The organism is Trabulsiella guamensis ATCC 49490, assembly GCF_000734965.1.
Lineage (GTDB): Bacteria > Pseudomonadota > Gammaproteobacteria > Enterobacterales > Enterobacteriaceae > Trabulsiella > Trabulsiella guamensis.
In genome coordinates, this window is sequence record NZ_JMTB01000114.1 from 20,644 (window position 1) to 43,521 (window position 22,878).

The window sequence follows — 22,878 nt, forward strand, 5'->3', positions numbered from 1 at the left end:
ATCCTTATCGTACTGTCTTTATAAAAAACTGATGTAAATCATCATAAGTGATTTACTTAGTTTCTTAAGTGCAATATTTCATTGGTTACTGAATGTGTCAATATGCTTAATAAATGTTTCGCACAAGAGCAGCAAAGCTAAATGTTTGCACTGATATAAATTCTTATTATTTCTCTTCGTAGTGGGAATATACTTATGTTTTATCTACTCTCCTTTAAAAATGAATAAGAATTTATTTCCATATTCAGGAATATCTTCTATGAATTCTGAATAGTAAATAAAGCTTAACATAGCACTATTTGCTAAAAGCCTCAGAGGGATAGCGCCTGAGTAAAGGATTACTCAGGCGCTATCCGGGCACTGAAGGGGAGTATGTGATACAGGCCCCCTACAGGACATGAGAGATGATTTTATGGATGCTGTGCCCCAGCTTCTGTTCGAGACGAAGTTTATGGACATACACTTTCTTCACATCGATATTATCAATCCTGATGATCTGCTGGATGCTTGCGCCAGACATAAAGCGTTTGAGCAACGTAAACTCAGCAAAGTTGAGCGTACGCCCACGCTTGGTGTTAGCAAGTCGTCCGGTAAACAGGCGACGAATCTTTTGCTGTTGGATGAACTCATCATCATCAGCATAGATTATCCCCTGAATTTTATTACTCTTCGTCAGCCAGTAGTTCGCAAGCGGCATCAGACTTTTATCAGCAATAATAACAATGTGCATCCCTGTCTCTGCCAGATGGTCGACCCACTCCTGATCGGCAAAATAGCGTAGATTGGGAAACGAAAAATCGACAAAAACAAAACCACTGGATAAATGATTTTGATTCTCAAGTAATAATTTACCAATAACTCCCGACTTCAGGAAGTTATTGCCCTCTGGCCAAATAGAAAATGTTGCATTGCTGCAATAATGTGATCGAACTGTATTATCGGGATATAATTGACAGGACAATTCACAACTAATACAGCGAACAGTTTGATTCGACTTTTTCATCATTCAAAGCGACTCCTGTCGTTTCTTAGATTTCAAATATTTCATTGGCAAATAAATGTGTCAATGCGGAAACATTTTATTCGCACGATGGTTAATTACGGATTGTAATCACTAACGAAATAAATTCTTATGCCACTTCTTAAATGCGAAGCGGTATACTATGTTTTAATAGGTTATTACCTGTCTTTAATGGCGGATTTTTTACCTCTCGTCCAGGAATTTTATACACAATTGCCCAATTTTGATGGGGTTGGGCAATAGCACTTATTGCTAAAAATATTGCCGGAAGCAGCGACAGGACTGAGACATACGTCATGTTCTGGTGTTGGCCTGCTTCGTGTCGGCAATCAATATAAATTTAAAAAATAAAAAGCTGTAATGAATTCTTATTATTAAACATGAAATAAATTTTAAATGTGCTATTTCACATATAACTTATTGTATTAAAAGGAGTTTATTTAATTTCTTAAATCGAAATTAATGGGTGATATAAACAGTGATCTTAAATGCTCATATGAATTATCATGTAACAACAATGTTTATTTCGCGCTGAGGTGTACTTTTTTTTCACATAATTATGGAAATAAAGGAAAAGCGTTGCATCATTTTTATGCGCTGAAACGAGGCAGGCAGATGGGGTAACCCATCAATTTTACTAAACAGATACGTATTGCGAGAATTCCCGCAAGATTCACGTTTATTCACCCATCAGAACCTTGTTACCGGTAAAATCTGGACGGGGCTGCCTGAGCGTTTATTGCTGGTAAGTAAAATTTTTCTCAGGACCGGGTGGTGCGTAGTCAAACCCTCTCTTTCCCGCTACAGTTAATCTTCGACGGCGTGAAAGGGGACAAAAATGCTCTATATCTTTGATTTAGGAAACGTGATTGTCAATATCGACTTCAACCGGGTTATGGGGGCATGGAGCGATTTCACGCGTGTTCCGCTGGCAACGATCAAACAGAAATTTACGATGGGTGAGGCATTTCACCAGCATGAACGCGGTGAAATCAGTGATGAGGTATTTGCTGAGAAATTATGTCTCGAGATGGACTTGCCGCTCAGCTATGAACAGTTTTCCCATGGCTGGCAGGCGATCTTTGTCGCGTTACGACCAGAAGTGATAGAGATTATGCATAAGCTGCGCGAGCAGGGGCACCGTGTGGTGGTGCTGTCCAACACCAACCGGCTACATACCACGTTCTGGCCGGATGAATATCCGGAAGTTCGCCAGGCGGCAGACCACATTTATCTCTCCCAGGAAATGGGAATGCGCAAGCCCGAAGCGCGGATCTATCAAAAAGTCCTGGAACTGGAGGGTTATGCGGCTGCCGATGCGGTCTTTTTTGATGACAATGCCGATAATATAGAAGGGGCTGATCAGCTTGGTATCACAACCATCCTGGTGACTGACAAAGAGACCATTCCGCACTACTTTGCGAAACAGCTATGCTAAAAACCGTTCATCAAAAAGCCAAAGCACGAATGGGGCCGCTGACCGCATGGCTCAGGCTGCTCTGGCATCGTATTGATGAAGATAACATGACGACACTGGCGGGGAACCTCGCTTATGTCTCTTTGCTTTCGCTGGTACCGCTCGTCGCGGTGGTTTTCGCATTGTTCGCAGCGTTTCCTATGTTCTCAGACGTCAGCATACAGTTGCGGCATTTCATTTTTGCCAATTTCCTGCCGACGACAGGGGATGTCATCCAGCGCTATATCGAACAGTTTGTCGCGAACTCCAGTAAAATGACGGCAGTCGGCGCCTGTGGTTTGATCGTCACTTCTCTGTTGTTGATGTATTCCATTGATAGCGCCCTTAATGTCATCTGGCGCAGCACGCGCGTGCGCCCTCGCGTCTATTCGTTCGCCATTTACTGGATGATATTAACGCTCGGCCCGCTGCTGGCTGGTGCCAGTCTTGCCATCAGCTCCTATTTACTGTCACTGCGCTGGGCCAGCGATTTCAACAGCGTGATTGATGATGTCCTGCGGATTTTCCCGTTAATTCTTTCGTGGCTGGCTTTCTGGCTGCTCTACAGTGTCGTTCCGACTACGCGCGTCCCCAATCGTGATGCGATTGTAGGAGCGTTTGTCGCGGCGCTCCTGTTTGAGCTGGGAAAGAAAGGGTTTGCCCTCTACATCACGATGTTTCCCTCATATCAGCTGATTTATGGCGTGCTTGCCGTTGTGCCGATCCTCTTTGTCTGGGTGTACTGGACGTGGTGTATCGTCTTGCTTGGTGCAGAAATTACTGTCACTCTCGGTGAGTACCGCAAACTTAAATTAGCCGCAGAACAACAAGAAGCAGAAGAACCATGATCGCATTAATTCAACGCGTAACCCGTGCCAGCGTCACCGTGGAGGATGAAGTGACGGGTGAAATCGGCCCAGGACTTTTGGTACTGCTCGGTGTCGAAAAAGAGGACGATGAGCAGAAAGCGAACCGCTTATGTGAGCGCGTCCTGGGATACCGCATTTTCAGCGATGCGGACGGTAAAATGAATTTAAACGTACAACAGGCGGGGGGCAGCGTGCTGGTTGTATCTCAGTTTACGCTGGCTGCCGATACAGAACGCGGGATGCGTCCGGGCTTTTCAAAAGGCGCTTCGCCGGAGCGTGCAGAAGCCCTGTATGAGTATTTTGTGGCGCGCTGTCGCCAGCAGGAAATGAATACGCAAACCGGGCGATTCGCTGCGGATATGCAGGTTTCGCTGGTCAACGATGGTCCCGTGACGTTCTGGTTGCAGATATGAGCCAGCTTGCTGGCTGGTCGCGGGCCGCTAAAGAGAGTGCCGCTATGTATCACCTTCGTGTACCGCAAACAGAAGAAGAATTAGAAAGCTACTACCAGTTCCGCTGGGAAATGCTGCGTAAGCCGTTGCATCAACCTAAAGGCTCAGAACGAGACGCCTGGGATGCGATGGCGCATCACCAGATGGTTGTTGATGAAGATGGAAAACTGGTCGCTGTCGGGCGCGTCTACATTAACGCGGATAACGAAGCATCGATCCGTTTTATGGCTGTGCATCCTTCCGTACAGGATAAAGGCCTGGGCACGCTGATGGCGATGACGCTGGAATCGGTTGCCCGTCAGGAAGGGGTGAAGCGCGTGACCTGTAGCGCAAGGGAAGATGCGGTTCCGTTTTTCGCCAAGCTCGGTTTTGTTAATCAGGGAGAGATCACGACGCCGCAAACCACACCAGTTCGCCACTTTTTAATGATTAAACCCGTCGCCACGCTGGATGACATTTTGCATCGCGGCGACTGGTGCGGGCAGTTGCAGCAGGCGTGGTATCAACACATTCCGCTCAGCGAGAAAATGGGGGTGCGCATTCAACAGTACACCGGGCAGAAATTTATCACCACCATGCCGGAAACCGGCAATCAGAATCCGCACCACACGCTCTTTGCCGGTAGTCTGTTCTCTCTCGCCACGCTGACGGGCTGGGGGCTCATCTGGCTGATGCTGCGCGAGCGCCACCTCGGCGGCACCATCATTCTGGCCGATGCACATATCCGTTACAGCCAGCCGATCAGCGGTCGCCCGATGTCGATTGCCGATCTCGGCTCCCTGAGCGGTGATCTCGACCGTCTGGCACGTGGTCGCAAAGCGCGCGTTCAGTTGCAGGTGGAGATGTACGGAGACGACAAACTCGGTGCTGTCTTTGAAGGGATTTACATCGTGCTGCCCGCTAAACCCTTTGGGCCGCTGGAAGAGGGCGGTAACGAAGAGGAGTGACTGGCGGGATTCTGAAAAGCGCCTCGCAGAAGCACATTTTATTATGCAGAACGCAGGCGTTGTGACGCCTTATCAGCTTTAGCCGGGCAACGCTGCGCCGCCCGGCAAACACAATGGCGATTATTCCCCTTCTCCCGGGAACAGGAACGGATTGATGGAGCTGCGGGCAAAGCCTTCCTGCTCCATACGTGCGTCCAGCACCAGCGAGGCGAGATCGTCCGCGACCGCTTCGACATTCGGGTCTTTTTCCTGATACAGGATCTTCAGGTACGTCCCGCAGTCGCCGCAGCTTTCCGCTTTTACCGCCGCCTGCTCGTTATCCAGTGACCAGTAATGCAATTCACGGCTCTGTTCACAGTTGCTGCATTTCACGCGTACCACATGCCACTCGGTTTCACACAGGTTGCAGTGCAGGTAGCGCAGACCTTGCGTCGTCCCAATTTGCACCATGCTGGAAACCGGCATCGAACCGCAGACCGGGCAATACTGGCGTGCTTCGCCATACTCTGCGCGCGCTTTGCCGGGAATAAGACTGGCCATTTGCGCCCAGTAGAGTGACAGCGCGGCCCAGATGAACGGGGCTTTATCGCTGCTGACTGACGCAAAGTCAGAGGCAAACAACGCGCTCGCCATCTGCTCCAGCTCTTGTTCAGAGGCTTTTTCGAGGTTTTCAATCACCGCCAGCGCCTGACCGCTCATCTCGGGCTTCAGCTCGGCAATCATCGAGTGCAGCAGCGTATGCCAGTGTTTGTCACGGGGCAGAACATGAATATCCAGCGGTGGTTTGCCCTGAGCAGCGGCTTCTTTGATTCGCGCGGTTAAATCCATTTGCAGCGGATGATCGTAAAGTACCACTTCCTGGGCGTGAGCGATGAGTGCCGCAAAGCGCAGGAAATCGCCCAACGGGTTATTTTCCGCCAGCTCGCGCAGACGCTCGGCACGACGGTTATAAAGATTTTTCAGTCTGGGGAATAATAAGGGCGGAATTGCTTCCGCTGCGCGTTTCTCGCTCTTCTCCAGCTCATCTTGCGGGATGATGCGAATGCTCATTCAGTCACTTCCTGGTTTCGGCGAATTGACAAAATCCGCCTGGTGATTTGGCAAGCCAGGGATCGCAGGCCTGGCCAGGTGAATGTCATAATGATAACCGCAATCGGTCTGCAGGAGATACCCAATGCATCTCAATGCGTGCTCACGATACCTGATAACGGTATCCCAGACCATGCACCGTTCGGATTAGCTGGGGGTGATTAGCATCCACTTCTATCACTTTACGTAACCGGGAAATATGCTGATCGAGTGTGCGACTGTTAGGCAAGTAATCGTAGCCCCAGGCGGCGTCAAATAACATGTCGCGCGTTACCACCTGATTTTTATGCCGTTGCAGACAGCTCAGGATATGCACTTCCCGCAGCGTCAGTTCCAGTTTTTGCTCGCCACGCCACGCACAAAGTTCGTTGGGGTAAACGGTTAAATCGCCGAAAGGAAAGCTAATGTTGGGCTGGCTGGCGTTATGACTCAGGCATCGCCGGGCAATGGTTTTAATTCGCGCCCGCAACTCATGAATACCAAACGGTTTGCTGATGTAATCATCCGCGCCCAGTTCCAGCCCCACAACGCGGTCGATCTCTTCATCTTTGGCGGAGAGAAATACAATCGGAATGTGTTCGTCGTGGCGGCGTATTTCCCGGCAGACCGAATAACCGTCCATTTCGGGCATCATGATATCCAGCAGGACAAAATCCGGCTTGTCGCGATGATAACTCTCCAGCGCCGCTCGCCCGTCAGGCGCGGCAACAAGGGTATAGCCTTCGCGCGACAGCGCATCCACCAGGCCCTGGCGAATGTTAGTATCATCTTCCGCAATTAATATCTTCATTATGTCATCCTTGCGGTAAGGTCAGCGTAAAACGGACACCGGGGTTTTCCTGCGTGACGCGTATCTCCCCATGCAGGCGTTGCGCCAGTTGTGAGGCGATGGTCAGTCCGATGCCGGTGCCAGAAACCCCTTCGGTAATTGACGATTTTACCCGGTAGAACGGGCGGAAAATCATCTTCATCTCTTTTTCCGCGATACCCGGCCCATAATCACGAACGGCGATTTCGACGCGGTCCGTTAATGTCTGCACGTTAATATCCACTCGCTTGCCCAGCGCGGCATATTTTTCGGCATTGCTCAGGAAGTTACTGACAATTTGCGTAATGGCGTCGCGATCGGTATGCAGTGTGATATCTGGCGGACAGGTCATTTCAATTACCATTCCCCTGGCGTGGAAGGCCGGAGTAAAGATATGGGTGATCTCTGCCATCAGGCGGGGGATATCTACCGTCTGCAAATGTGTTTTGGGTGCTCGCGTAAAGGTCAGGATGTTCTGGATAAGCCGTGATAAGCGCTGCCCTTCCTGGGTGATGACATCCAGATAGCGTTGCTCGTGCGTTTGCTCATCGTCCAACCCTTCTCGCAACAGTTCGGCATACAGCGTGATGTTGGTCAGGGGGGTTTTCAGCTCATGCGACACCTGGCTGACAAAATCCACCTGCTGGCGCGCCTGGCGGGCGGAGCGGGTATATTCCCGCCACAGGGAATAGCCCAGCAGGGCCACCACCGCCAGTAACAAAATAATTAATGCACTGCCCCACAGCCAGACGTGGTAAAGCGGCGCCTTCACCCCATAAACGCTGATTTGCCACGTGGTCAGCGGGTATTCCAGCGTGCGGGTATCCAGTTCTGTTAACTGCTGCAGTTGCGCCGCTTTGTTCTGATAAAGCTGGCGACCGTTCTCGGTTACGCGCACAACCGGGTCGTCTTGTGCCTCGCTGACCTGAATACTATTGACGATGTCCATCATCAGTTGCACATAGGAGAGGCGAAAGCCGATGACCAGATTGCCCTTCTGTCGCCAGTAGAGCAGCAGCGGCTCCTGGGTTTCATGAGTGATAAACCAGCCGGCCTGCGGTGTTTCCTGCTCCGCATGGGGGATATGGCTGGTCAGCAGGCTGGGATCGTTAACCAGTGGTGTCAGTTGCCGCACCCACTCCCGCTCTTCGTTGCTTAACGGCTGACGTTCATCCGGGTAGAGCAGTTGGTTTTTGCGCAGGGTAAACACGGCATTAATGTCCCTGTCCTGATCATTGAGCGCGGTAAGGGCCGTGGCATCGTCAGGATCGATAAAATCGCTGATGGCATGCAGGCGCGAGGCTTTTTGTTGCAGGAGATTTTCAATGCCTGCGGCGACGCGGGCGGTCTCCGCTTCAGCAAGGGTCTGCGTCTGGTAATGGCGTAACAGCACCTCATGCTCCAGCGTACGGATGCCCAGATAAGCAAGCAGAATAAAAAACATCACGGTAGCGATGAGATATACCAGCTTGTTTCTGAGCATCCGGCACTCCTTGTGGATCAGTTCGATTTCGACTTCTGGTTTTTGGTGTTGTAATTCTGCTCTTTCAGCGACTTACGAGACACTTCTTTGCTTTCGGTTTCCATTTTTCCCAGTACTTCGAGGTTTTCCTGCGCGCTGGCTTGCGCTTTCATCCTCGCGGCGGGTGCGCTGACGGGCAGGGAATTCAGTTCATCGGAACTCTGACGCAAGACCGCTTTCGCCTCATCCATTTTGCCTTCGTCGATAAGCTCCAGCGCCCGCTCATTCTCAATCGCCGATTTCTGAATCGCGGAATCCACAATCACCTCATCGACCTGTTCTTTCTGGACTTCACTGGCCGAGGCGGTATAGCGCATCGCCAGTTTTTCGTCCCAGCGATCTTTCTGTTTCGTGACCAGGTTGCTATAGCTGACGTTCACGTCGGCCAGCGGCTTGCTCTGTGCCGCGCTGCCTTTTGCCGGAAGTACCTCCAGCATCACGTATTTTTCCTGATTTGCGTACAGCTGATTCAGTTTCACGGTGACGGTATCGCCGCGAATTTCGCCTTCGCGACCCAGCAGGCGCAGCGGTTTGACGTTATCGGCCATCCTGATTTCGACGACCACATCCTGCGCAACAACGGACATCACATCGCCGAATTCATGGGCGAAGGCCTTTTCCAGATCGCTCGTGTTCTGTACGAAAACATGGTTACCGTCGCTGTACTGGGCAATCGCCGCCATCAGATCTTCATTGTAGCCATCGCCAATGCCCATCGTCGTGATAGCAATCCCTTTGCTGGCGGCGATTTTTCCCAGTTCTGCCAGCTCACCGGTGGTTGACGGACCAACGTTCGCCTGCCCGTCGGAGAGCAGAATAATGCGGTTAACCTGATCTTTTTTCAGGTATTTACTGGCTTCTTTAATGCCACGACTGACGCCTGCAAACAATGCGGTACCACCCCGCGCGGTGACGCGTTCGCGGATCTGGCTAATCAGTGCTGCTTTATTGCTCACTTTGGCTGGTGGCACAATGACATCCACCACATCGTCATAAATCACCACTGACAGCGTGTCCTGACTGCTGAGGGTATTCACCGCCATCACGGCCGCTTCTTTGGCTTGTTCGATACGATCGCCGCTCATAGAGCCGGAACGGTCAATGACCAGCGCGAGATTAATAGGGCTGCGTTTGCCGGCGTTCAGCGGAAAACCCACCAGCGACACTTTCAGGTAGTTTTTGTCTTGCGAGTTTTCCAGCACTACGGGAGAGGCCAGTTCTGATTTGATCGCCACTTTCTGGACGGGTTCCTGCGCGCCTGCGCCCGTCGTCATGACCTGCAGACTGAGCGCCAGGAAGGTGAAGAGGTGTTTGAGATTCACGATACGTCTCCTTGTCAAAAGAATCGAATCCATTCTTATGCGTTCAGAAGCCCGGTTGGTCTGTTATCTGTATAAAGTTGTCAAAAAATTGTCAAAACAGCGTGTTCCAGAAACGAAAATGGCGCCGGACACAACGGTCTCCGGCGCCACGCCATGCACTTCAGGGACGTAATTTACGGGATAGTTTTATCCTGTTTTTCACGCACCTCACGGTACCAGCGGGGGTGATGTTTTCTTGCCCACGCTTTGGTGACCCAGCCTTCAACCATCGCAGTAATGGTGCCTTTCACCCACAGAGCGGCGTAGATATGCACCATGATAACCACAATCAGCGCTACGGCCGCAAATGAATGCAGCATTAACCCAAATCGGATCACAGGAATGGAGAACGCTGGCGCAAAGTACGGACGCCAGATAATCACACCGCTGACCAGTAACAGCACCAGCAGGATAATCGCCGCCCAGAAAACACATTTCTGACCGAAGTTGTACCGTCCGGTATCGCCCACTTCATCGTTGACGACGATCTTGCGAATATTCTTCGCCCAGAAGATATCGTCACGATTGATCAGGTTGTGATGCCAGTAACGGAAGAACATGATGATGAATGAAGCAAACATCACCACGCCAACGAACGGATGCAGAATACGCGCCAGCTGCGGCGTACCGAGAATGTGCATCAACCAGTTAAAGGACGGGAAGAAAAAGCCCAGCCCGCTTACCGCCGCCAGAACGAAGCAGAAAGCGGTTATCCAGTGGTTGATACGCTCCGGCGCCGTGTAGCGCACGATGGTGTCACGTCTTTTCATTTGCGCACCTCGTCTTTCTCTTCGTGGAGGTTATCATCTTCCTCTTCCGCACGGTTCGGACCGACCCCGACATAGTGGAAGATGCTGGCGGCGAAGGTGGCCGCAAAGCCGATAGCGGCCAGCGGTTTCCAGACTCCTTTCCAGAACTTCACGGTTTCGCTGATCGCCGGGTTTTCCGGCAGGCCGTGGTACAGATTCGGCTTGTCAGCGTGATGGAGGACGTACATGACGTGCGTACCACCAACACCCGCCGGATCGTACAGGCCCGCGTTGTCATAACCACGGGTTTTCAGCTCGCTCACACGCTCGCTGGCGAGGGTTTTCATCTCTTCCTTCGAGCCAAAGTGGATAGCACCCGTCGGGCAGGTTTTCACGCAGGCCGGTTCCTGGCCCACCACCACACGGTCGACGCACAGCGTACATTTATAGACGCGATTGTCTTCCGGGTTGAGGCGCGGCACATCGAACGGGCAACCGGCGATGCAGTAGCCACAACCAATGCACTGCTCGGACTGGAAATCGACGATGCCGTTAGCGTACTGAATGATAGCGCCTTCAGCCGGGCAGGCTTTCAGACAGCCCGGATCAGCACAGTGCATGCAGCCATCCTTACGGATGAGCCATTCCAGTTTGTCGTTTTGCTCCACTTCCGAGAAGCGCATCACCGTCCAGGATTTGGCGGTCAAATCGGCGGGGTTATCGTACACCCCGACGTTGTGTCCCACTTCATCACGCAGGTCGTTCCATTCCGAACAGGCCACCTGACAGGCTTTACAGCCGATACAGGTCGTGACGTCAATGAGCTTCGCCACTTCCTGCTGGTGATCCCGCGCCTGTGGCGCGGGGGTGAAACCGTTAGTCGCGGAACGACGAATAATGTCTTGCGATTGATAAGCCATAAGTCGTCTCCGTTACACCTTTTCCACGTTCACGAGGAAGGCCTTGAACTCCGGCGTCTGCGTGTTCGCATCACCGACGAACGGCGTCAGCGTATTGGCAATAAAGCCTTTTTTCGCCACACCTTCATAGCCCCAGTGGATCGGAATGCCGATAGTATCGATATCTTTCCCGTCTGCCTTCAGCGTGCGAATGCGCTTGGTCACCACCGCTTTGGCCTTGATATAGCCGCGGTTGGAGGAGACTTTCACGGTATCGCCCTGGCTGATGCCAAGCTTGTTAGCGAGTTTCTCGCCAATTTCCACAAACTGCTCCGGTTGCGCGATGGCGTTCAACAGCGCGTGCTTGGTCCAGTAGTGGAAATGCTCGGTCAGACGGTAAGTTGTACCGACGTACGGGAACTGATCTGCTTTGCCCAGCGCTTCCATATCATCTTTAAAGATACGGGCCGCCGGGTTAGAGATAACCTTCGGATGCAGTGGGTTGGTACCTAACGGCGTTTCAAACGGCTCGTAATGTTCCGGGAACGGCCCTTCGGCCATTTTATCCACGGCGAACAGACGACCCATCCCTTCCGGTTGCATGATAAACGGCCCGACATCACTGCCTGGCGCCGCGGTGCTGTAGTCCGCAATATCCACACCGCCCCATTTCGCGCCGTCCCATTTCAGCAACTGACGCTTCGGATCCCACGGGTTGCCCTGCGGGTCAGCGGAAGCACGGTTGTACAGGATGCGGCGATTGAGCGGCCACGCCCACGCCCAGCCGAGCGTATTGCCCAGCCCAGACGGGTCGGCGTTATCGCGGTTGGCCATCTGGTTGCCGTTCGGCGTCCAGCTGCCAGCGAAGATCCAGCAGCCGCTGGATGTGGTGCCGTCGTCACGCAGTTGGGCAAACGAGCTTAACTGCTGGCCTTTCTTAACGATTACCGCGCCGGTTGCCGGGTCGGTGATATCCGCCAGTGCTTTACCGTTGCTCTCCATCGCCACTTCTTCAGACGATGGTTCGTCAGGCGTGGAATAGTTCCAGGTCATATTGAGTACCGGCTCAGGCACCGGACCGCCTTCGGTGGCATACATCTTGCGCAGACGCAGGAAGATGCCCGCGAGGATTTCACCGTCAGTTTTGGCGATCCCCGGTGCGTCCGCGCCTTTCCAGTGCCACTGCAGCCAGCGACCAGAGTTGACGATAGAACCGTTCTCCTCCGCAAAGCAAGTGGATGGCAGGCGGAACACTTCAGTCTGGATTTTCGACGGATCAACATCGTTCGATTCGCCGTGGTTCTGCCAGAACGTTGACGTTTCGGTATTGAGCGGATCGATCGTCACCAGGAATTTCAGTTTCGACAGTGCCGCAACCACCTTGTTCTTGTTCGGGAACGAGGCCACCGGGTTAAAGCCCTGGCAGAGGTAGCCGTTAACCTGGCCTTTATACATCATGTCGAAATACTGCAGGACGTCGTAGCCTTTGTCCCACTTCGGCAGCCAGTCAAAGCCCCAGTTGTTTTCAGCTGTCGCTTTGTCGCCGAAGAACGACTTCATCATCGAGACGAAGAATTTCGGGTAATTGCCCCAGTAGTTAACCTGACCCTCCAGCAGCGGTTTCGGCGTGTTGGCGGCGAGATACGTCTGCAGGTCAGTCTGTTTTTCGCTCGGCAGGGTCATATAACCCGGCAGGCTCTGTGACAGCAGACCGAGATCGGTCAGGCCCTGAATGTTGGAGTGACCGCGCAGGGCGTTTACGCCGCCGCCAGCCATCCCCATGTTGCCCAGCAGCAACTGAACCATCGCCATCGTACGAATGTTCTGCGCACCGATGGAGTGTTGCGTCCAGCCGAGGGCGTAGAGGAACGACGCGGTTTTATCTTTTGCGCTGGTTTCTGCGATGTATTCGCATACTTTCAGGAAATCTGCCTTCGGCGTACCGCAGATGGTTTCAACCATTTCTGGCGTATAACGGGAAACGTGCTCTTTGAGTAAATTCCAGACGCAACGCGGATGGCTTAAGGTCAGGTCGCGTTTCGCGTGACCGTTCTCATCCATCTCGTAGTTCCAGCTGGTTTTATCGTACTTGCGTTTATCCGCGTCATAGCCGGTGAAAAGACCGTCTTCAAAGCCATAGTCTTCACGCACGATGAGGCTGGCGTTGGTATAAGCTTCGACGTATTCACGGTTAATTTTGTTATTGGTGATCAGGTACAGCAACACGCCTGACAGGAAAGCAATGTCAGTACCGGAACGAATCGGTGTATAGAAATCGGCCACGGATGCCGTACGCGTGAAACGCGGATCGATCACAATCAGCTTCGCGCCGTTGTGGATCTTCGCTTCCATCGCCCAGCGGAACCCTACCGGGTGCGCTTCGGCGGCGTTACCGCCCATCACCACGATCAGGTTGGCATTCTTCATGTCGACCCAGTGGTTGGTCATCGCACCGCGACCAAATGTTGGAGCAAGACTTGCTACCGTTGGTCCGTGTCAGACACGCGCCTGGTTATCAACCGCGAGCATACCGAGCGCGCGGGTAAATTTCTGGGTTAAATAGCCGGTTTCGTTACTGGATGCGGACGCACACAGCATGCCGGTGGAGAGCCAACGGTTAACCGTCGTGCCTTCCGCGTTTTGCGCGATAAAGTTGGCATCGCGATCGGCTTTCATCAGTTTAGCGATACGATCGAAAGCATCTTCCCAGCTAATTTGCTGCCATTTATCAGAACCCGGAGCGCGATATTCCGGATACTTCAAACGACTTTCGGAGTGGATAAAATCAACCAGCCCGGCGCCTTTCGGACAGAGCGCACCACGACTTACCGGATGGTCCGGGTCCCCTTCAATATGGAAGATGGATGCTTTGGCGTTTTTAGCACCGTCGCCGAGGCTATACATTAACAGCCCACAGCCCACGGAACAGTATGTACAGGTATTACGGGTTTCGCGGGTGCGCAACAGCTTGTACTGCCGCGTTTCCGCCAGTGCTGCGCCGGGTGCAAATCCCAGCGCCGCCGCCGTGGTGCCTGCCATACCGCCAGCGCAGATCTTAAAGAACTGCCTTCTGCTGACCTGCATGGTTTGCTCCTTGTTTCTTTTAGACATTGTCACGTGTAGTTATTAGCCTTTGCGGATAACGCCACAAAGGTACAGAATTGGAGTTAATACCCTCATCTATGGAGGGAATTGCACCAGAATACCACATTGTCGGTATACCTGTTCCAATACGGTTAATACAAAGTGAACAAAATCTATCCAAAACAAGTCAATAGTGTGACGGATGTCACGGGGATGCGCCAAATCGCCCTCTGGAAGCGGCAGGATTTGCAACATTCTCAGCCAGACGAGTTAGCTGAAGAGGTTCCGGTTGCGCTGGTGTATAACGGCATTTCCCATGTGGTGATGATGGCCTCTCCGAAGGATCTGGAGCTTTTTGCTCTCGGTTTTTCATTATCCGAAGGGATTATCGAAAACCGAAGTGAAATTTACGGGATGGATGTGGTGCAAGCCTGCAATGGTCTGGAGGTGCAAATTGAACTCTCCAGTCGCCGGTTTATGGGGCTGAAAGCGCATCGTCGCGCCCTGGCGGGGCGCACCGGATGCGGCGTCTGCGGTGTGGAGCAACTGAACGAGATTGGCAAACCCATCTCGCCGTTGCCATTTACCCAGACTTTCGATCTCCGTCATCTCGATCTGGCGCTTGAGCGCCTGAACGATGTGCAACCGATCGGCAGGCATACCGGTTGCACGCATGCCGCTGCATGGGTGATGCCATCGGGCGTGCTGGCGGGCGGTCATGAAGATGTCGGGCGGCATGTTGCTCTGGACAAACTCCTCGGACGCCGGGCGCTGGAAGAGGAACGCTGGTCGCAAGGGGCGGCGCTGGTGTCCAGCCGCGCCAGTTATGAAATGGTGCAGAAGTCGGCCATGTGTGGGGTGGAGATCCTGTTTGCAGTTTCCGCCGCAACCACGCTGGCGGTCGACGTGGCAGAGCGCTGCAATCTGACGCTGGTGGGCTTCTGCAAGCCCGGTCGGGCAACGATTTATACTCACCCGCAACGCCTGATTGCAGGCTAAAATTCATTCAATTTTTTTGAAAAAAGAGAGCAAATCCTTCCGCTTTTCGTTGATAGAGTCCGGCGCTATTATTTATCACATCAAGGCACAGCGCCTTATCTCAATAACGAAATTGAAGGGTTTATATCATGAAAAGCATCAAAACTTTTGTCGCAGTTATCGCTCTCGCTACTACTTTCGGTTCTTTTGCTGCACAGAACGTGACGGCAACCAGCTCAACGCTTGATGGCGCAGAAGCGAAAATCGCCGCCCAGGCTCAGGCTGCGGGTGCATCGTCTTACACCATCACTGAAGCCTTCAGCGGCAACCGTGTTCACATGACGGCTGAACTGAACAAATAAAATCACAATTATTGTCGAAAGAGCGCCTCCGGGCGCTTTTTTTGTTTATCCGCGCAGCAATGCCAGAAAATCATCATAACCGCTAAGCTCTGAAATTGTTGTCTGCGGATAGCGATACAGCACACTCGCCAGATAGCTAAAAATCTTCAGTTCATGCCGCGCGCTCGCCGAAGCGCAGGCAATCAGCACGTGACTGACCGGTTCGTTATTTACCAGTAGTGGCCGGGCAAGAGTAATAAAGTAGCCGCGGAAATGGCTTTGTCGTTCACTCCAGCAGTGCGGAATGGCGAGCTGATTCACGATCAGGTTTTCGCCTTCCCGTTCACGTTGCTCAATACGCCATGCTTCGTCTACTGTGAGATGACCGCCGTCGGTCAGTTGCTTGCAAATATGGGCAATCACGCTTTGCCAGGTTTCATCGCTGTCATTGGCGTAATGAAAGCTACCCTGCGACAGGAAAAAACGTTCCGGGCGCTGGCGAATGAATGCCGATGCCAGCAAGTCTTTGATCTGGCCGATCGCGGCAGGCGTAATAATATTCCTGACGATCAACACCTCTCCCGGGATCTCATCAAGCAAATGGTGGCTGTTGTTAACGATTAGCGCCGGTTCAATGTCGGCGCACAGATCGCGTATTTCTCCCGGCGTGCGCGCAATGATCACCCGGCAACTCATCACATCGCGCTCAATGGCCTGTTTGTTGATCGTCGCAATCGCGTTTTGATCGGCCAGCAGAATCACCGGGTAGCGATCCTGCTGGTGGCGCTCCAGTGCACAGGCGAAGTACAGTCCGATCAGATCGCTGTCAAACACCGGAATGTCCTGCTCCTCACGCAATTTATTAATAAACTGGATCCCTAAATCGAATGCCGCAGGCCACGCTGCTTTCAGGTTATTCATGCTGCCCTGACGGTTTTCCGGCAGCCAGACCGGCGAAGCGCTACAGCGGGCGATATGCCCGGTAAGATCCTCAATGAGTTGGGGATCGATAACATGTAGCGGCGCCAGCTCTGGCAGGCTGCGCAGCAGGCCGGAAATATAGTGCGTGGTGATGGTTTCCGCGCGCTGCTGGTGACTGTCGAGAAAATGTACTGCCGCACTGAAGGCGTCTGCACCCAGCCATAACCCCACGTCATCGGTGATACGTTGTAGCGTATCGTTATGAAAATGCGGCAAATCCGGTGACAGCCGGTTACGCAACGCATACACCGCCAGAATAATACTCGCCAGATAATCCGCAGGAATGGCCGGCCAGTCGCGGGCGTGGCGACAGGCATCCTGTAAGCGGGCAAGCGAATCCGGGTCGATACCAGGAAGAGGAAAAAGCAGTGGGTCTTTTTTCAGCAGATTCGCCAGTAAAACGAGACATTTCTCTTCCGGTGCATCAATATAGTGGCCAGCGCCAGGGCGACTTTGAATACTGAACGCTTTCTCATAGCGCGCTTTCAGGCGCACCAGCCGTTCAGCAACCCAGGTTTCCGGCAGATTCAGCGTGTTTGCCAGCTGCGTGCGCGTGACGAACGCGTTAAGCAGGAGCATCGCCAGCAACCGGTCATCATTATCATGTCGCTGTAAAAGTTCGAAATAGCTGCGCCTGTCGAAAATTTCCAGCTGATAACCGACGCTGGCGACGGCCATGACCCGCGCTTTTCCGCTGAGGGTAAAGTTCAGGTAATCAATGTCGCGCAGGATTGTACGCCCGGAAACACCCGTGAGCTGCGCCAGCACATTGAGCGAACAGGGCTGGTGTTCGAGTCTGGCAAGCAGCGTCAGCTGGCGTTCATTGAGCATAATTCCCCTTAGCGAAAATCGCCCAGCACACGGGCGCTGTTCTGATCCAACGACTGTAGCAGCTCGCGGAGAATGGATAGCGTTGCCGTGTAGTCCTGCGCTGAGATCATACCGCTGTTGGCATGCAAATAACGGGTCGGCAGGCACAGAGAAATCACCGGACGACCACCACCCATGACATTGTAGCGGCCGCCGTCGGTGGCGCCGGTTTTCATCGTGCAGAACTGGATGGGCGCTTCAGCCCGTGCTGCGCTGGTTTTCAGCGCTGCCAGCAACTTCTGATTAGGGAAATAACGCTTATCAAATAACATGACTGCCGGTCCCTCGCCAAGTTTGAGTGGGTATTTAATGGCATCAATGCCGGGAACATCGCCCGCAACGGCGGTATCCAGAACAATCACGATGTCCGGTTTGATGTGCTCTGCGGAGGTTTGCGCGCCGCGCAAACCTACCTCTTCTTCCACACTACCTACGCCGAAAAGCGTAATCTCTGGATTATCAACCGTTTGTAACAGCTCAACCATCAACGCGCAGCCGACGCGATTATCCAGCGCCTTTCCTGTTATTTTATCGGCCGACCAGCGGGCAAAATTAGCTTCCGGGCTGACAAAATCGCCGAACGCAATACCCGCGTTGACCACATCTTCACGGCAGTTCGCGCCGATATCGATAAACATCTCGTCAAAATTAAGCGGCTGCTGTTTCTGTTTTTCGCTAAGCGCGTGAGGCGCCACAGAGCCGATAATCCCCGGAATTTTTTTACCGCTGCGGGTGCGGACCATCACCCGATGGTTGAGCATCGACTGATTCCACCAGCTACCGATGGTCTCAAAACGGATGAAGCCCGCGTCGCTGATGTGGGTCACCATAAAACCGACTTCATCCATATGGCCGACAAGGGCGACTTTCGGCCCGCGCGACCCTTTGCGGGCGATAATACTGCCAAGCCCGTCAAAGGTAATTTCATCAGCATGCGGTTCGAGCGTCTGAAGCAGGATCTGGCGGACTTCCTGCTCGTCACCGCTGACCGCGCACGCATTGCATAACGTTTCCAGCAAATCACTGTTCATGAACCAGCTCCGGTTTTGCCGCTTTACGCTTCATCCACAGTCCTTTCAGTATGATAATCAAGGCGATATTCATCACCAGCCCGATGCCCAGCACCAGATAAAATGACCCGGCGGGCGACATCAGCCCGATCAACGGATCGAATATACCGAGGCCCGGTGCCAGACGTTTGATGCCAAAAGCGATCACCAGCATGCCGGTGATCCCGCCACTTAATGTATTCGCGGTAATCATCGGCAGCGGTGCGGCAAGGGCATAAGGAATCGCTGGTTCGGTTGCCACCGTCGCACCCACCACAATCGCGCTGCTGGCGGCGGCTTTTTCCTGTTGCGTAAAGAGCTTAGGGGTAATGTAGGTGGCGATCCCTGCGGCCATTGGCGGCATCAGCGTGACGACGCCCACAATGGCGTACCAGTCGTAAATATGCTTTTCCAGCAGCGAAAAGCAGAAGAACCATGCGGTTTTGTTGATCGGGCCGCCCATATCAAAGGCCAGCATTGCGCCAACCAGAAACGCGGCGCCGAGCTTCATTGACGGTGGAATCGTATTGAGGAAATGCAACAGGCCGCCCATAACGTCAGACATCAACGGGCCAATGACGTAATACGTCAGCACGCCGAAGATAAACAGCGTTACGAAGGGGATGAGCATCGAGCCCAGCAACGGTTGCAGTGCTTTACCCAGTTTGATTTTGCGAAACCACAGTACAAAGTAACCAATCGCCAGACCCAGCACGACGGCGCCAAGAAAACCTGCGCCGGACTGCGTACCCAGCAACCCTTTATCGTTAGCCAGATAGCAGACCAGGAAAGCCGGTGCGAAGGCGGGTTTATCGGCAATCGACAGGGCGATGTACGCGCCCATAATCGGGATCATAAAGGTAAAGCCCAGATAACCGATCGACTCCACAACCCAGGTAAACGACGGCGCGCCTTTCGCCATGTCGGTATAAGGCAGGCCGAGTTGCACCAGCATGTTGGCGATGGCGACCAGGATACCGCCGCCGATCACGAACGGCAGCGCGGCGGAGACCCCCGCCATCAGGTGGCTCATCACGCTGCCCTGTTGCACTTCCTGCTGACCGAGCTTCACGCCACTTTCGGCCGCGAAAAGGTGCGAGTGTGTCGGTAACTGCGTGAAAATCTGGTCGATGTTTTTCAGTGCCTGAGAAATGGCGATTTCATATACCTGTTTCCCGGCGAAACGACTGCGGTCGTCAGCACTAAGTCCACGACCGGTGGCTAAAATGACGTAATCGGCGTCGGCAATCTCTTGCGCGGTGAGGCGATTTTCCACACCGCTCGACCCCTGTGTTTCGACTTTAATGGTATGGCCCAGCGCACGCGCTTTCTGCTCCAGCGCTTCGGCGACCATATAAGTATGTGCGATCCCCGCCGGACAGTTGGTTATCGCCACCAGACGTAATGTTGGTTCCATAGACAGCCCCTTATTCGCTAATCGTTTGATTTAACAGAGCAACTATCTGGCTGACGTCGCCATTTTTGAGTTTCTCAATGAATTCCGCATGAATGATTTTTCGGCACAGGGCACCAATCAGCTGTACCTGATTTTCTTCACCCTCCTGCGGCACACCGAGGCAGATCCAGCAGGTAACCGGTGCGTCATCGCTGGCTTTCCAGTCCACACCGTGCGACTGGCGAGCAAACATAACGAAAGGGTGTTTTACGCAAGCGCTTTTGCCATGCGGCACCGCCACGCCGGAGCCGAAACCGGTGGAGTGTAATTTTTCGCGTAGCAGAAGCGTTTGCAGGAAGCGATTTCTGTCGGTGACGAAGCCATTTTTCCCGGCCATTTCAGCCAGCTGTTTGAGGATTGAATAAACCGTGTTGCCACGAATATTCAGGTCGATGCAGGAAGGGGTTAGTACAGCCATTGGGTCACTCCGTCTACGATAATCGTTTAGATTGTAGCGGGGCGACGATCAGGAAATGAGCGGGAATATGTCAGAAGCAGGTGACAAGACGCCGCCCATCTGGCGGCGTTTTTTGTGTCCTGAAACACACTTTCGCTTTTGTTTAATAAGCGGGAATAACGTATTGCATTACACCAGATAAAACACCGGCTTCAATTCCACACTGACCGGGCTGTTGTCCGGATTGGCGGACATCACATCACGCATATGTTTCCACCAGCGCTGGCATACGTCGGTGCTGGCGACGGCATCCCAGCGTTCTTCTGATTCAATCTCAACGCTGGCGAACAGCAGATTGCGTGCTTTGTCGAGGTAAATCGCGTAGTGGTGCGCGCCGTGGGCCTTCAGCGTAGCTTCCAGCTCTGGCCAGATTGGGTTGTGGCGACGCTCGTATTCTTCGTGCGCGTCAGGATTAACCTGCATGACGAACGCTTTGCGGATCATAATGCCTCCAGATACAGCTCACGAACCTCGTCGCGGCTGGCGGTACGCGGGTTACAGGGCGCGCACGGATCGGCGAGCGCTTTGTCCAGCCAGCCTTCGATATCCGCTCTGGTGACGCCCAGTTTGCTGAAACCGGACGGAATGCCAACTCTGGCGCTTAGCTGACGAATCGCGTTGATGGCTTCCCTGCTGGCGGCTTCGTCACTCATGCCGCACGTTTCCACACCCATGGCGTGCGCCACACGGGCAAAGCGTGCCACGGCGTTCGGGCGGTTAAAGTTTTCGATGATCGGCAGCAGGATGGCGTTACAGACGCCATGTGGCAGGTTATGCGTGGCGCCCGGCTGGTGCGCCAGCGCGTGAACCAGCCCCAGACCTGCGCTGTTAAAGGCCATTCCCGCCAGATACTGACCAAACGCCATTTGCTCGCGCGCTTCAAGGTTGTGGCCATCGTCGACGGCTTTCGGCAGCCAGAGGGTGATCAGCCGAATCGCCTCCAGCGCGTTAGCATCGGTCAACGGATGCGCACCGACAGAAACATACGCTTCAATGGCGTGCGTCAGCGCATCCATGCCGGTGGCTGCGGTCACGGACGCCGGGATCTCCAGCATCACGCTGGCATCGTCAACGGCAATATCCGGAATAATGTTCGCGTCGATAATCACCTCTTTGACCTGCCGTTCGCTGTCGATGATCACCGCGTTGCTGGTCATCTCCGCCGCTGTACCGGCGGTGGTGTTGATCGCCACCAGCGGTACGCCCGGTTTTTTCACTTTACCCACGCCGGAATAGGCCGTTGACGGGCCTGGGTTGGCGGTAAGGATCTTAATGGCTTTGGCGGTATCAATCGGGCTGCCGCCGCCGAAAGCGATCAGGTAATCGCACTGCGATGCCTTGTAAGCGCTGAAGCCTTGTTGCACCAGCGCTTCTGTCGGGTTCGGGAACACGTCATCAAACAGGTGATACGGCATCTGATGGGCATCCAGCGCGGCAAACAGGCTGTCGAGCAGCCCCAGTTTGACGAGCTGCCCGTCGGTGACAATCAGCGCCTTGCCCCACTGTTTGCCTGCCACCATGTTCACCATATCGCCAATCGCGCCCGCGCCATGCAGGCTGATTTTGGGTAGTGCCAGCATAAAACTCATATAACTCTCCTTAAATGTTTGCTGTGATTTTTCCGGCGGCAGGCGCGTGGTTATGGGTAAAGTTCGAGTGCGCTAGCCAGCGGGGTGACGCCAAAGCGTTGACCCAGCGCGATGAGTTGCTCGCGGGTAATGGTCTGCTTCATGCCGCCCATCGAGTAGACTTTCACCAGTACCTGCGCGGATTTTTCGGCGGTGTCGATCAAACCAAAGGTTTCATCCAGCGTCGGGCCGCTGCCAAAGACACCGTGGAAGGGCCACAGCACCAGCGCGTGTTTTTGCATTTCCTGAGCCGTGGCCTGCCCGATGTCATCCGTGCCCGGCACCATCCACGGCAGAATGCCGACGCCGTCAGGGAACACCACCAGACACTCGGTACTGCCTTCCCACAGCTTACGGGTGAAGAGATCGGTACGATTTTCCAGTACGTAGGTCAGCGCAATCAGATTCGTGGCATGACAGTGCATGATGACGCGGTCTTTTCCGCCTGTGGCGGTAATACGCTCACAATGGGACTGGAAATGTGCAGGTAACTCCGACGTCGGTACGGCGTCGTCCGTCAGCCCCCACAAAATGTGATAACCGGCACCGTCGTTATCGACTTTCACCACACCGAGATTCGCGGTTGGATTGAGTTGCACGTTGCGGAAAAACTTACCGGAACCGGTGACGATAAACGGCATGCCCGCGAGTTGAGGCAATGGCTGGCTCAGTGCGATGTAGCGCGGCTGAGGGTGAAAATCGGCGCGGTACGGTGCAATATCCGCATCGTCCAGACGCAGCGTCAGGTTGCCGCCGTTGCGTTCGTCCCAGCCTTTCAGCCAGGCGTCAGAAGTGGCTTTGATCATACCCTGGACGAACCAGGAATCGAGAATGGTCTGCATAGTCTTGTGGTTCCTTTGA

The 22,878-nt window shown here is 53.4% G+C and carries 21 protein-coding genes; 6 read left to right on the forward strand and 15 right to left on the reverse strand.

The genetic code is table 11. The features are described from left to right. Nucleotides 1–388: 388 nt before the first annotated feature. Nucleotides 389–1,006 (reverse strand): helix-turn-helix transcriptional regulator, encoded by a 618-nt coding sequence (locus tag GTGU_RS20045; RefSeq protein ID WP_038161452.1) that lies wholly within the window; start codon nt 1,004–1,006, stop codon nt 389–391. Between the two features lie 853 nt (nt 1,007–1,859). Here GTGU_RS20045 and yihX point away from each other — a divergent pair. From yihX to fabY, 4 genes are read left to right on the forward strand one after another with little or no spacing between them, the layout of a single operon-like run. After that, complete coding sequence (yihX, locus tag GTGU_RS20050) at nt 1,860–2,459, forward strand: glucose-1-phosphatase (RefSeq protein ID WP_038161455.1); 600 nt, start codon at nt 1,860–1,862, stop codon at nt 2,457–2,459. Beyond that, nucleotides 2,453–3,325, forward strand: coding sequence for a virulence factor BrkB family protein (locus GTGU_RS20055; RefSeq protein WP_038161458.1), 873 nt, complete (start codon nt 2,453–2,455; stop codon nt 3,323–3,325). Before yihX ends, GTGU_RS20055 begins: the two co-directional genes overlap by 7 nt. Beyond that, nucleotides 3,322–3,759, forward strand: a complete 438-nt coding sequence (dtd, locus tag GTGU_RS20060) for a D-aminoacyl-tRNA deacylase (RefSeq protein WP_038161460.1) — start codon at nt 3,322–3,324, stop codon at nt 3,757–3,759. The genes GTGU_RS20055 and dtd overlap by 4 nt, the downstream gene beginning before the upstream one ends. A 44-nt stretch (nt 3,760–3,803) precedes the next feature. Beyond that, nucleotides 3,804–4,745, forward strand: coding sequence for a fatty acid biosynthesis protein FabY (gene fabY, locus GTGU_RS20065; protein ID WP_038161595.1), 942 nt, complete (start codon nt 3,804–3,806; stop codon nt 4,743–4,745). A 120-nt stretch (nt 4,746–4,865) separates the two neighbouring features. On the opposite strand, the gene fdhE is transcribed toward fabY, so the two are convergent. The 7 genes from fdhE to fdnG form a co-directional block, all read right to left on the reverse strand. Continuing rightward, nucleotides 4,866–5,795, reverse strand: coding sequence for a formate dehydrogenase accessory protein FdhE (fdhE, locus tag GTGU_RS20070; protein ID WP_038161463.1), 930 nt, complete (start codon nt 5,793–5,795; stop codon nt 4,866–4,868). Between the two features lie 142 nt (nt 5,796–5,937). Beyond that, on the reverse strand, nt 5,938–6,624 hold the full coding sequence (locus GTGU_RS20075) for a response regulator transcription factor (RefSeq protein WP_038161466.1): 687 nt from the start codon (nt 6,622–6,624) through the stop codon (nt 5,938–5,940). A 4-nt stretch (nt 6,625–6,628) separates the two neighbouring features. Then, nucleotides 6,629–8,125 carry a sensor histidine kinase gene (locus GTGU_RS20080; RefSeq protein ID WP_051857393.1) on the reverse strand — a complete coding sequence of 499 codons (1,497 nt, stop codon included), beginning with the start codon at nt 8,123–8,125 and terminating at the stop codon, nt 6,629–6,631. A gap of 17 nt (nt 8,126–8,142) precedes the next feature. Continuing rightward, nucleotides 8,143–9,486, reverse strand: coding sequence for a vWA domain-containing protein (locus GTGU_RS20085; RefSeq protein ID WP_038161469.1), 1,344 nt, complete (start codon nt 9,484–9,486; stop codon nt 8,143–8,145). A 173-nt stretch (nt 9,487–9,659) separates the two neighbouring features. Then, nucleotides 9,660–10,295, reverse strand: coding sequence for a formate dehydrogenase cytochrome b556 subunit (fdoI, locus tag GTGU_RS20090; RefSeq protein ID WP_038161471.1), 636 nt, complete (start codon nt 10,293–10,295; stop codon nt 9,660–9,662). Further along, nucleotides 10,292–11,194 carry a formate dehydrogenase subunit beta gene (gene fdxH, locus GTGU_RS20095; protein WP_038161474.1) on the reverse strand — a complete coding sequence of 301 codons (903 nt, stop codon included), beginning with the start codon at nt 11,192–11,194 and terminating at the stop codon, nt 10,292–10,294. The genes fdoI and fdxH overlap by 4 nt, the downstream gene beginning before the upstream one ends. A gap of 12 nt (nt 11,195–11,206) precedes the next feature. Beyond that, nucleotides 11,207–14,257 carry a formate dehydrogenase-N subunit alpha gene (fdnG, locus tag GTGU_RS20100; protein ID WP_156964216.1) on the reverse strand — a complete coding sequence of 1,017 codons (3,051 nt, stop codon included), beginning with the start codon at nt 14,255–14,257 and terminating at the stop codon, nt 11,207–11,209. Between the two features lie 213 nt (nt 14,258–14,470). Here fdnG and fdhD point away from each other — a divergent pair, with 213 nt between their 5' ends. Continuing rightward, the gene (gene fdhD, locus GTGU_RS20110) at nt 14,471–15,256 is read left to right on the forward strand and encodes a formate dehydrogenase accessory sulfurtransferase FdhD (protein WP_051857394.1); all 786 of its coding nucleotides are present in this window, start codon (nt 14,471–14,473) and stop codon (nt 15,254–15,256) included. A 128-nt stretch (nt 15,257–15,384) separates the two neighbouring features. Continuing rightward, on the forward strand, nt 15,385–15,597 hold the full coding sequence (locus GTGU_RS20115; RefSeq protein ID WP_038161483.1) for a YdgH/BhsA/McbA-like domain containing protein: 213 nt from the start codon (nt 15,385–15,387) through the stop codon (nt 15,595–15,597). Nucleotides 15,598–15,642: 45 nt separating this feature from the next. Here the strand turns inward: GTGU_RS20115 and GTGU_RS20120 are convergent, their stop codons facing one another. From GTGU_RS20120 to rhaD, 7 genes are all read right to left on the reverse strand, one after another. After that, nucleotides 15,643–17,388 (reverse strand): putative frv operon regulatory protein, encoded by a 1,746-nt coding sequence (locus GTGU_RS20120; RefSeq protein ID WP_038161487.1) that lies wholly within the window; start codon nt 17,386–17,388, stop codon nt 15,643–15,645. Nucleotides 17,389–17,396: 8 nt separating this feature from the next. After that, on the reverse strand, nt 17,397–18,458 hold the full coding sequence (locus GTGU_RS20125) for an aminopeptidase (protein ID WP_038161490.1): 1,062 nt from the start codon (nt 18,456–18,458) through the stop codon (nt 17,397–17,399). After that, entirely contained in the window at nt 18,448–19,893 is a 1,446-nt protein-coding gene (locus GTGU_RS20130) for a PTS fructose-like transporter subunit IIBC (protein WP_038161492.1), read from the reverse strand. The genes GTGU_RS20125 and GTGU_RS20130 overlap by 11 nt, the downstream gene beginning before the upstream one ends. A gap of 10 nt (nt 19,894–19,903) precedes the next feature. Further along, the gene (locus GTGU_RS20135; RefSeq protein WP_038161495.1) at nt 19,904–20,350 is read right to left on the reverse strand and encodes a PTS fructose transporter subunit IIA; all 447 of its coding nucleotides are present in this window, start codon (nt 20,348–20,350) and stop codon (nt 19,904–19,906) included. Nucleotides 20,351–20,518: 168 nt separating this feature from the next. After that, nucleotides 20,519–20,833, reverse strand: coding sequence for an L-rhamnose mutarotase (rhaM, locus tag GTGU_RS20140; RefSeq protein ID WP_038161498.1), 315 nt, complete (start codon nt 20,831–20,833; stop codon nt 20,519–20,521). Next, a complete protein-coding gene (fucO, locus tag GTGU_RS20145; protein ID WP_038161502.1) occupies nt 20,830–21,978 on the reverse strand; it encodes a lactaldehyde reductase in 1,149 nt (382 codons plus the stop codon). Before fucO ends, rhaM begins: the two co-directional genes overlap by 4 nt. A 50-nt stretch (nt 21,979–22,028) precedes the next feature. Beyond that, nucleotides 22,029–22,859: a rhamnulose-1-phosphate aldolase gene (gene rhaD, locus GTGU_RS20150; protein WP_038161504.1), complete on the reverse strand. Its 831-nt coding sequence runs from the start codon at nt 22,857–22,859 to the stop codon at nt 22,029–22,031. Nucleotides 22,860–22,878 lie beyond the last annotated feature (19 nt).

Coding starts and splice junctions, on each gene's coding strand:
- GTGU_RS20045 (WP_038161452.1), bottom strand. CDS start 1,006: ATGATGAAAAAGTCGAATCAAACTGTTCGCTGTATTAGTTGTGAATTG.
- yihX (WP_038161455.1), top strand. CDS start 1,860: ATGCTCTATATCTTTGATTTAGGAAACGTGATTGTCAATATCGACTTC.
- GTGU_RS20055 (WP_038161458.1), top strand. CDS start 2,453: ATGCTAAAAACCGTTCATCAAAAAGCCAAAGCACGAATGGGGCCGCTG.
- dtd (WP_038161460.1), top strand. CDS start 3,322: ATGATCGCATTAATTCAACGCGTAACCCGTGCCAGCGTCACCGTGGAG.
- fabY (WP_038161595.1), top strand. CDS start 3,804: ATGTATCACCTTCGTGTACCGCAAACAGAAGAAGAATTAGAAAGCTAC.
- fdhE (WP_038161463.1), bottom strand. CDS start 5,795: ATGAGCATTCGCATCATCCCGCAAGATGAGCTGGAGAAGAGCGAGAAA.
- GTGU_RS20075 (WP_038161466.1), bottom strand. CDS start 6,624: ATGAAGATATTAATTGCGGAAGATGATACTAACATTCGCCAGGGCCTG.
- GTGU_RS20080 (WP_051857393.1), bottom strand. CDS start 8,125: ATGCTCAGAAACAAGCTGGTATATCTCATCGCTACCGTGATGTTTTTT.
- fdoI (WP_038161471.1), bottom strand. CDS start 10,295: ATGAAAAGACGTGACACCATCGTGCGCTACACGGCGCCGGAGCGTATC.
- fdxH (WP_038161474.1), bottom strand. CDS start 11,194: ATGGCTTATCAATCGCAAGACATTATTCGTCGTTCCGCGACTAACGGT.
- fdhD (WP_051857394.1), top strand. CDS start 14,471: ATGCGCCAAATCGCCCTCTGGAAGCGGCAGGATTTGCAACATTCTCAG.
- GTGU_RS20115 (WP_038161483.1), top strand. CDS start 15,385: ATGAAAAGCATCAAAACTTTTGTCGCAGTTATCGCTCTCGCTACTACT.
- GTGU_RS20120 (WP_038161487.1), bottom strand. CDS start 17,388: ATGCTCAATGAACGCCAGCTGACGCTGCTTGCCAGACTCGAACACCAG.
- GTGU_RS20125 (WP_038161490.1), bottom strand. CDS start 18,458: ATGAACAGTGATTTGCTGGAAACGTTATGCAATGCGTGCGCGGTCAGC.
- GTGU_RS20130 (WP_038161492.1), bottom strand. CDS start 19,893: ATGGAACCAACATTACGTCTGGTGGCGATAACCAACTGTCCGGCGGGG.
- GTGU_RS20135 (WP_038161495.1), bottom strand. CDS start 20,350: ATGGCTGTACTAACCCCTTCCTGCATCGACCTGAATATTCGTGGCAAC.
- rhaM (WP_038161498.1), bottom strand. CDS start 20,833: ATGATCCGCAAAGCGTTCGTCATGCAGGTTAATCCTGACGCGCACGAA.
- fucO (WP_038161502.1), bottom strand. CDS start 21,978: ATGAGTTTTATGCTGGCACTACCCAAAATCAGCCTGCATGGCGCGGGC.
- rhaD (WP_038161504.1), bottom strand. CDS start 22,859: ATGCAGACCATTCTCGATTCCTGGTTCGTCCAGGGTATGATCAAAGCC.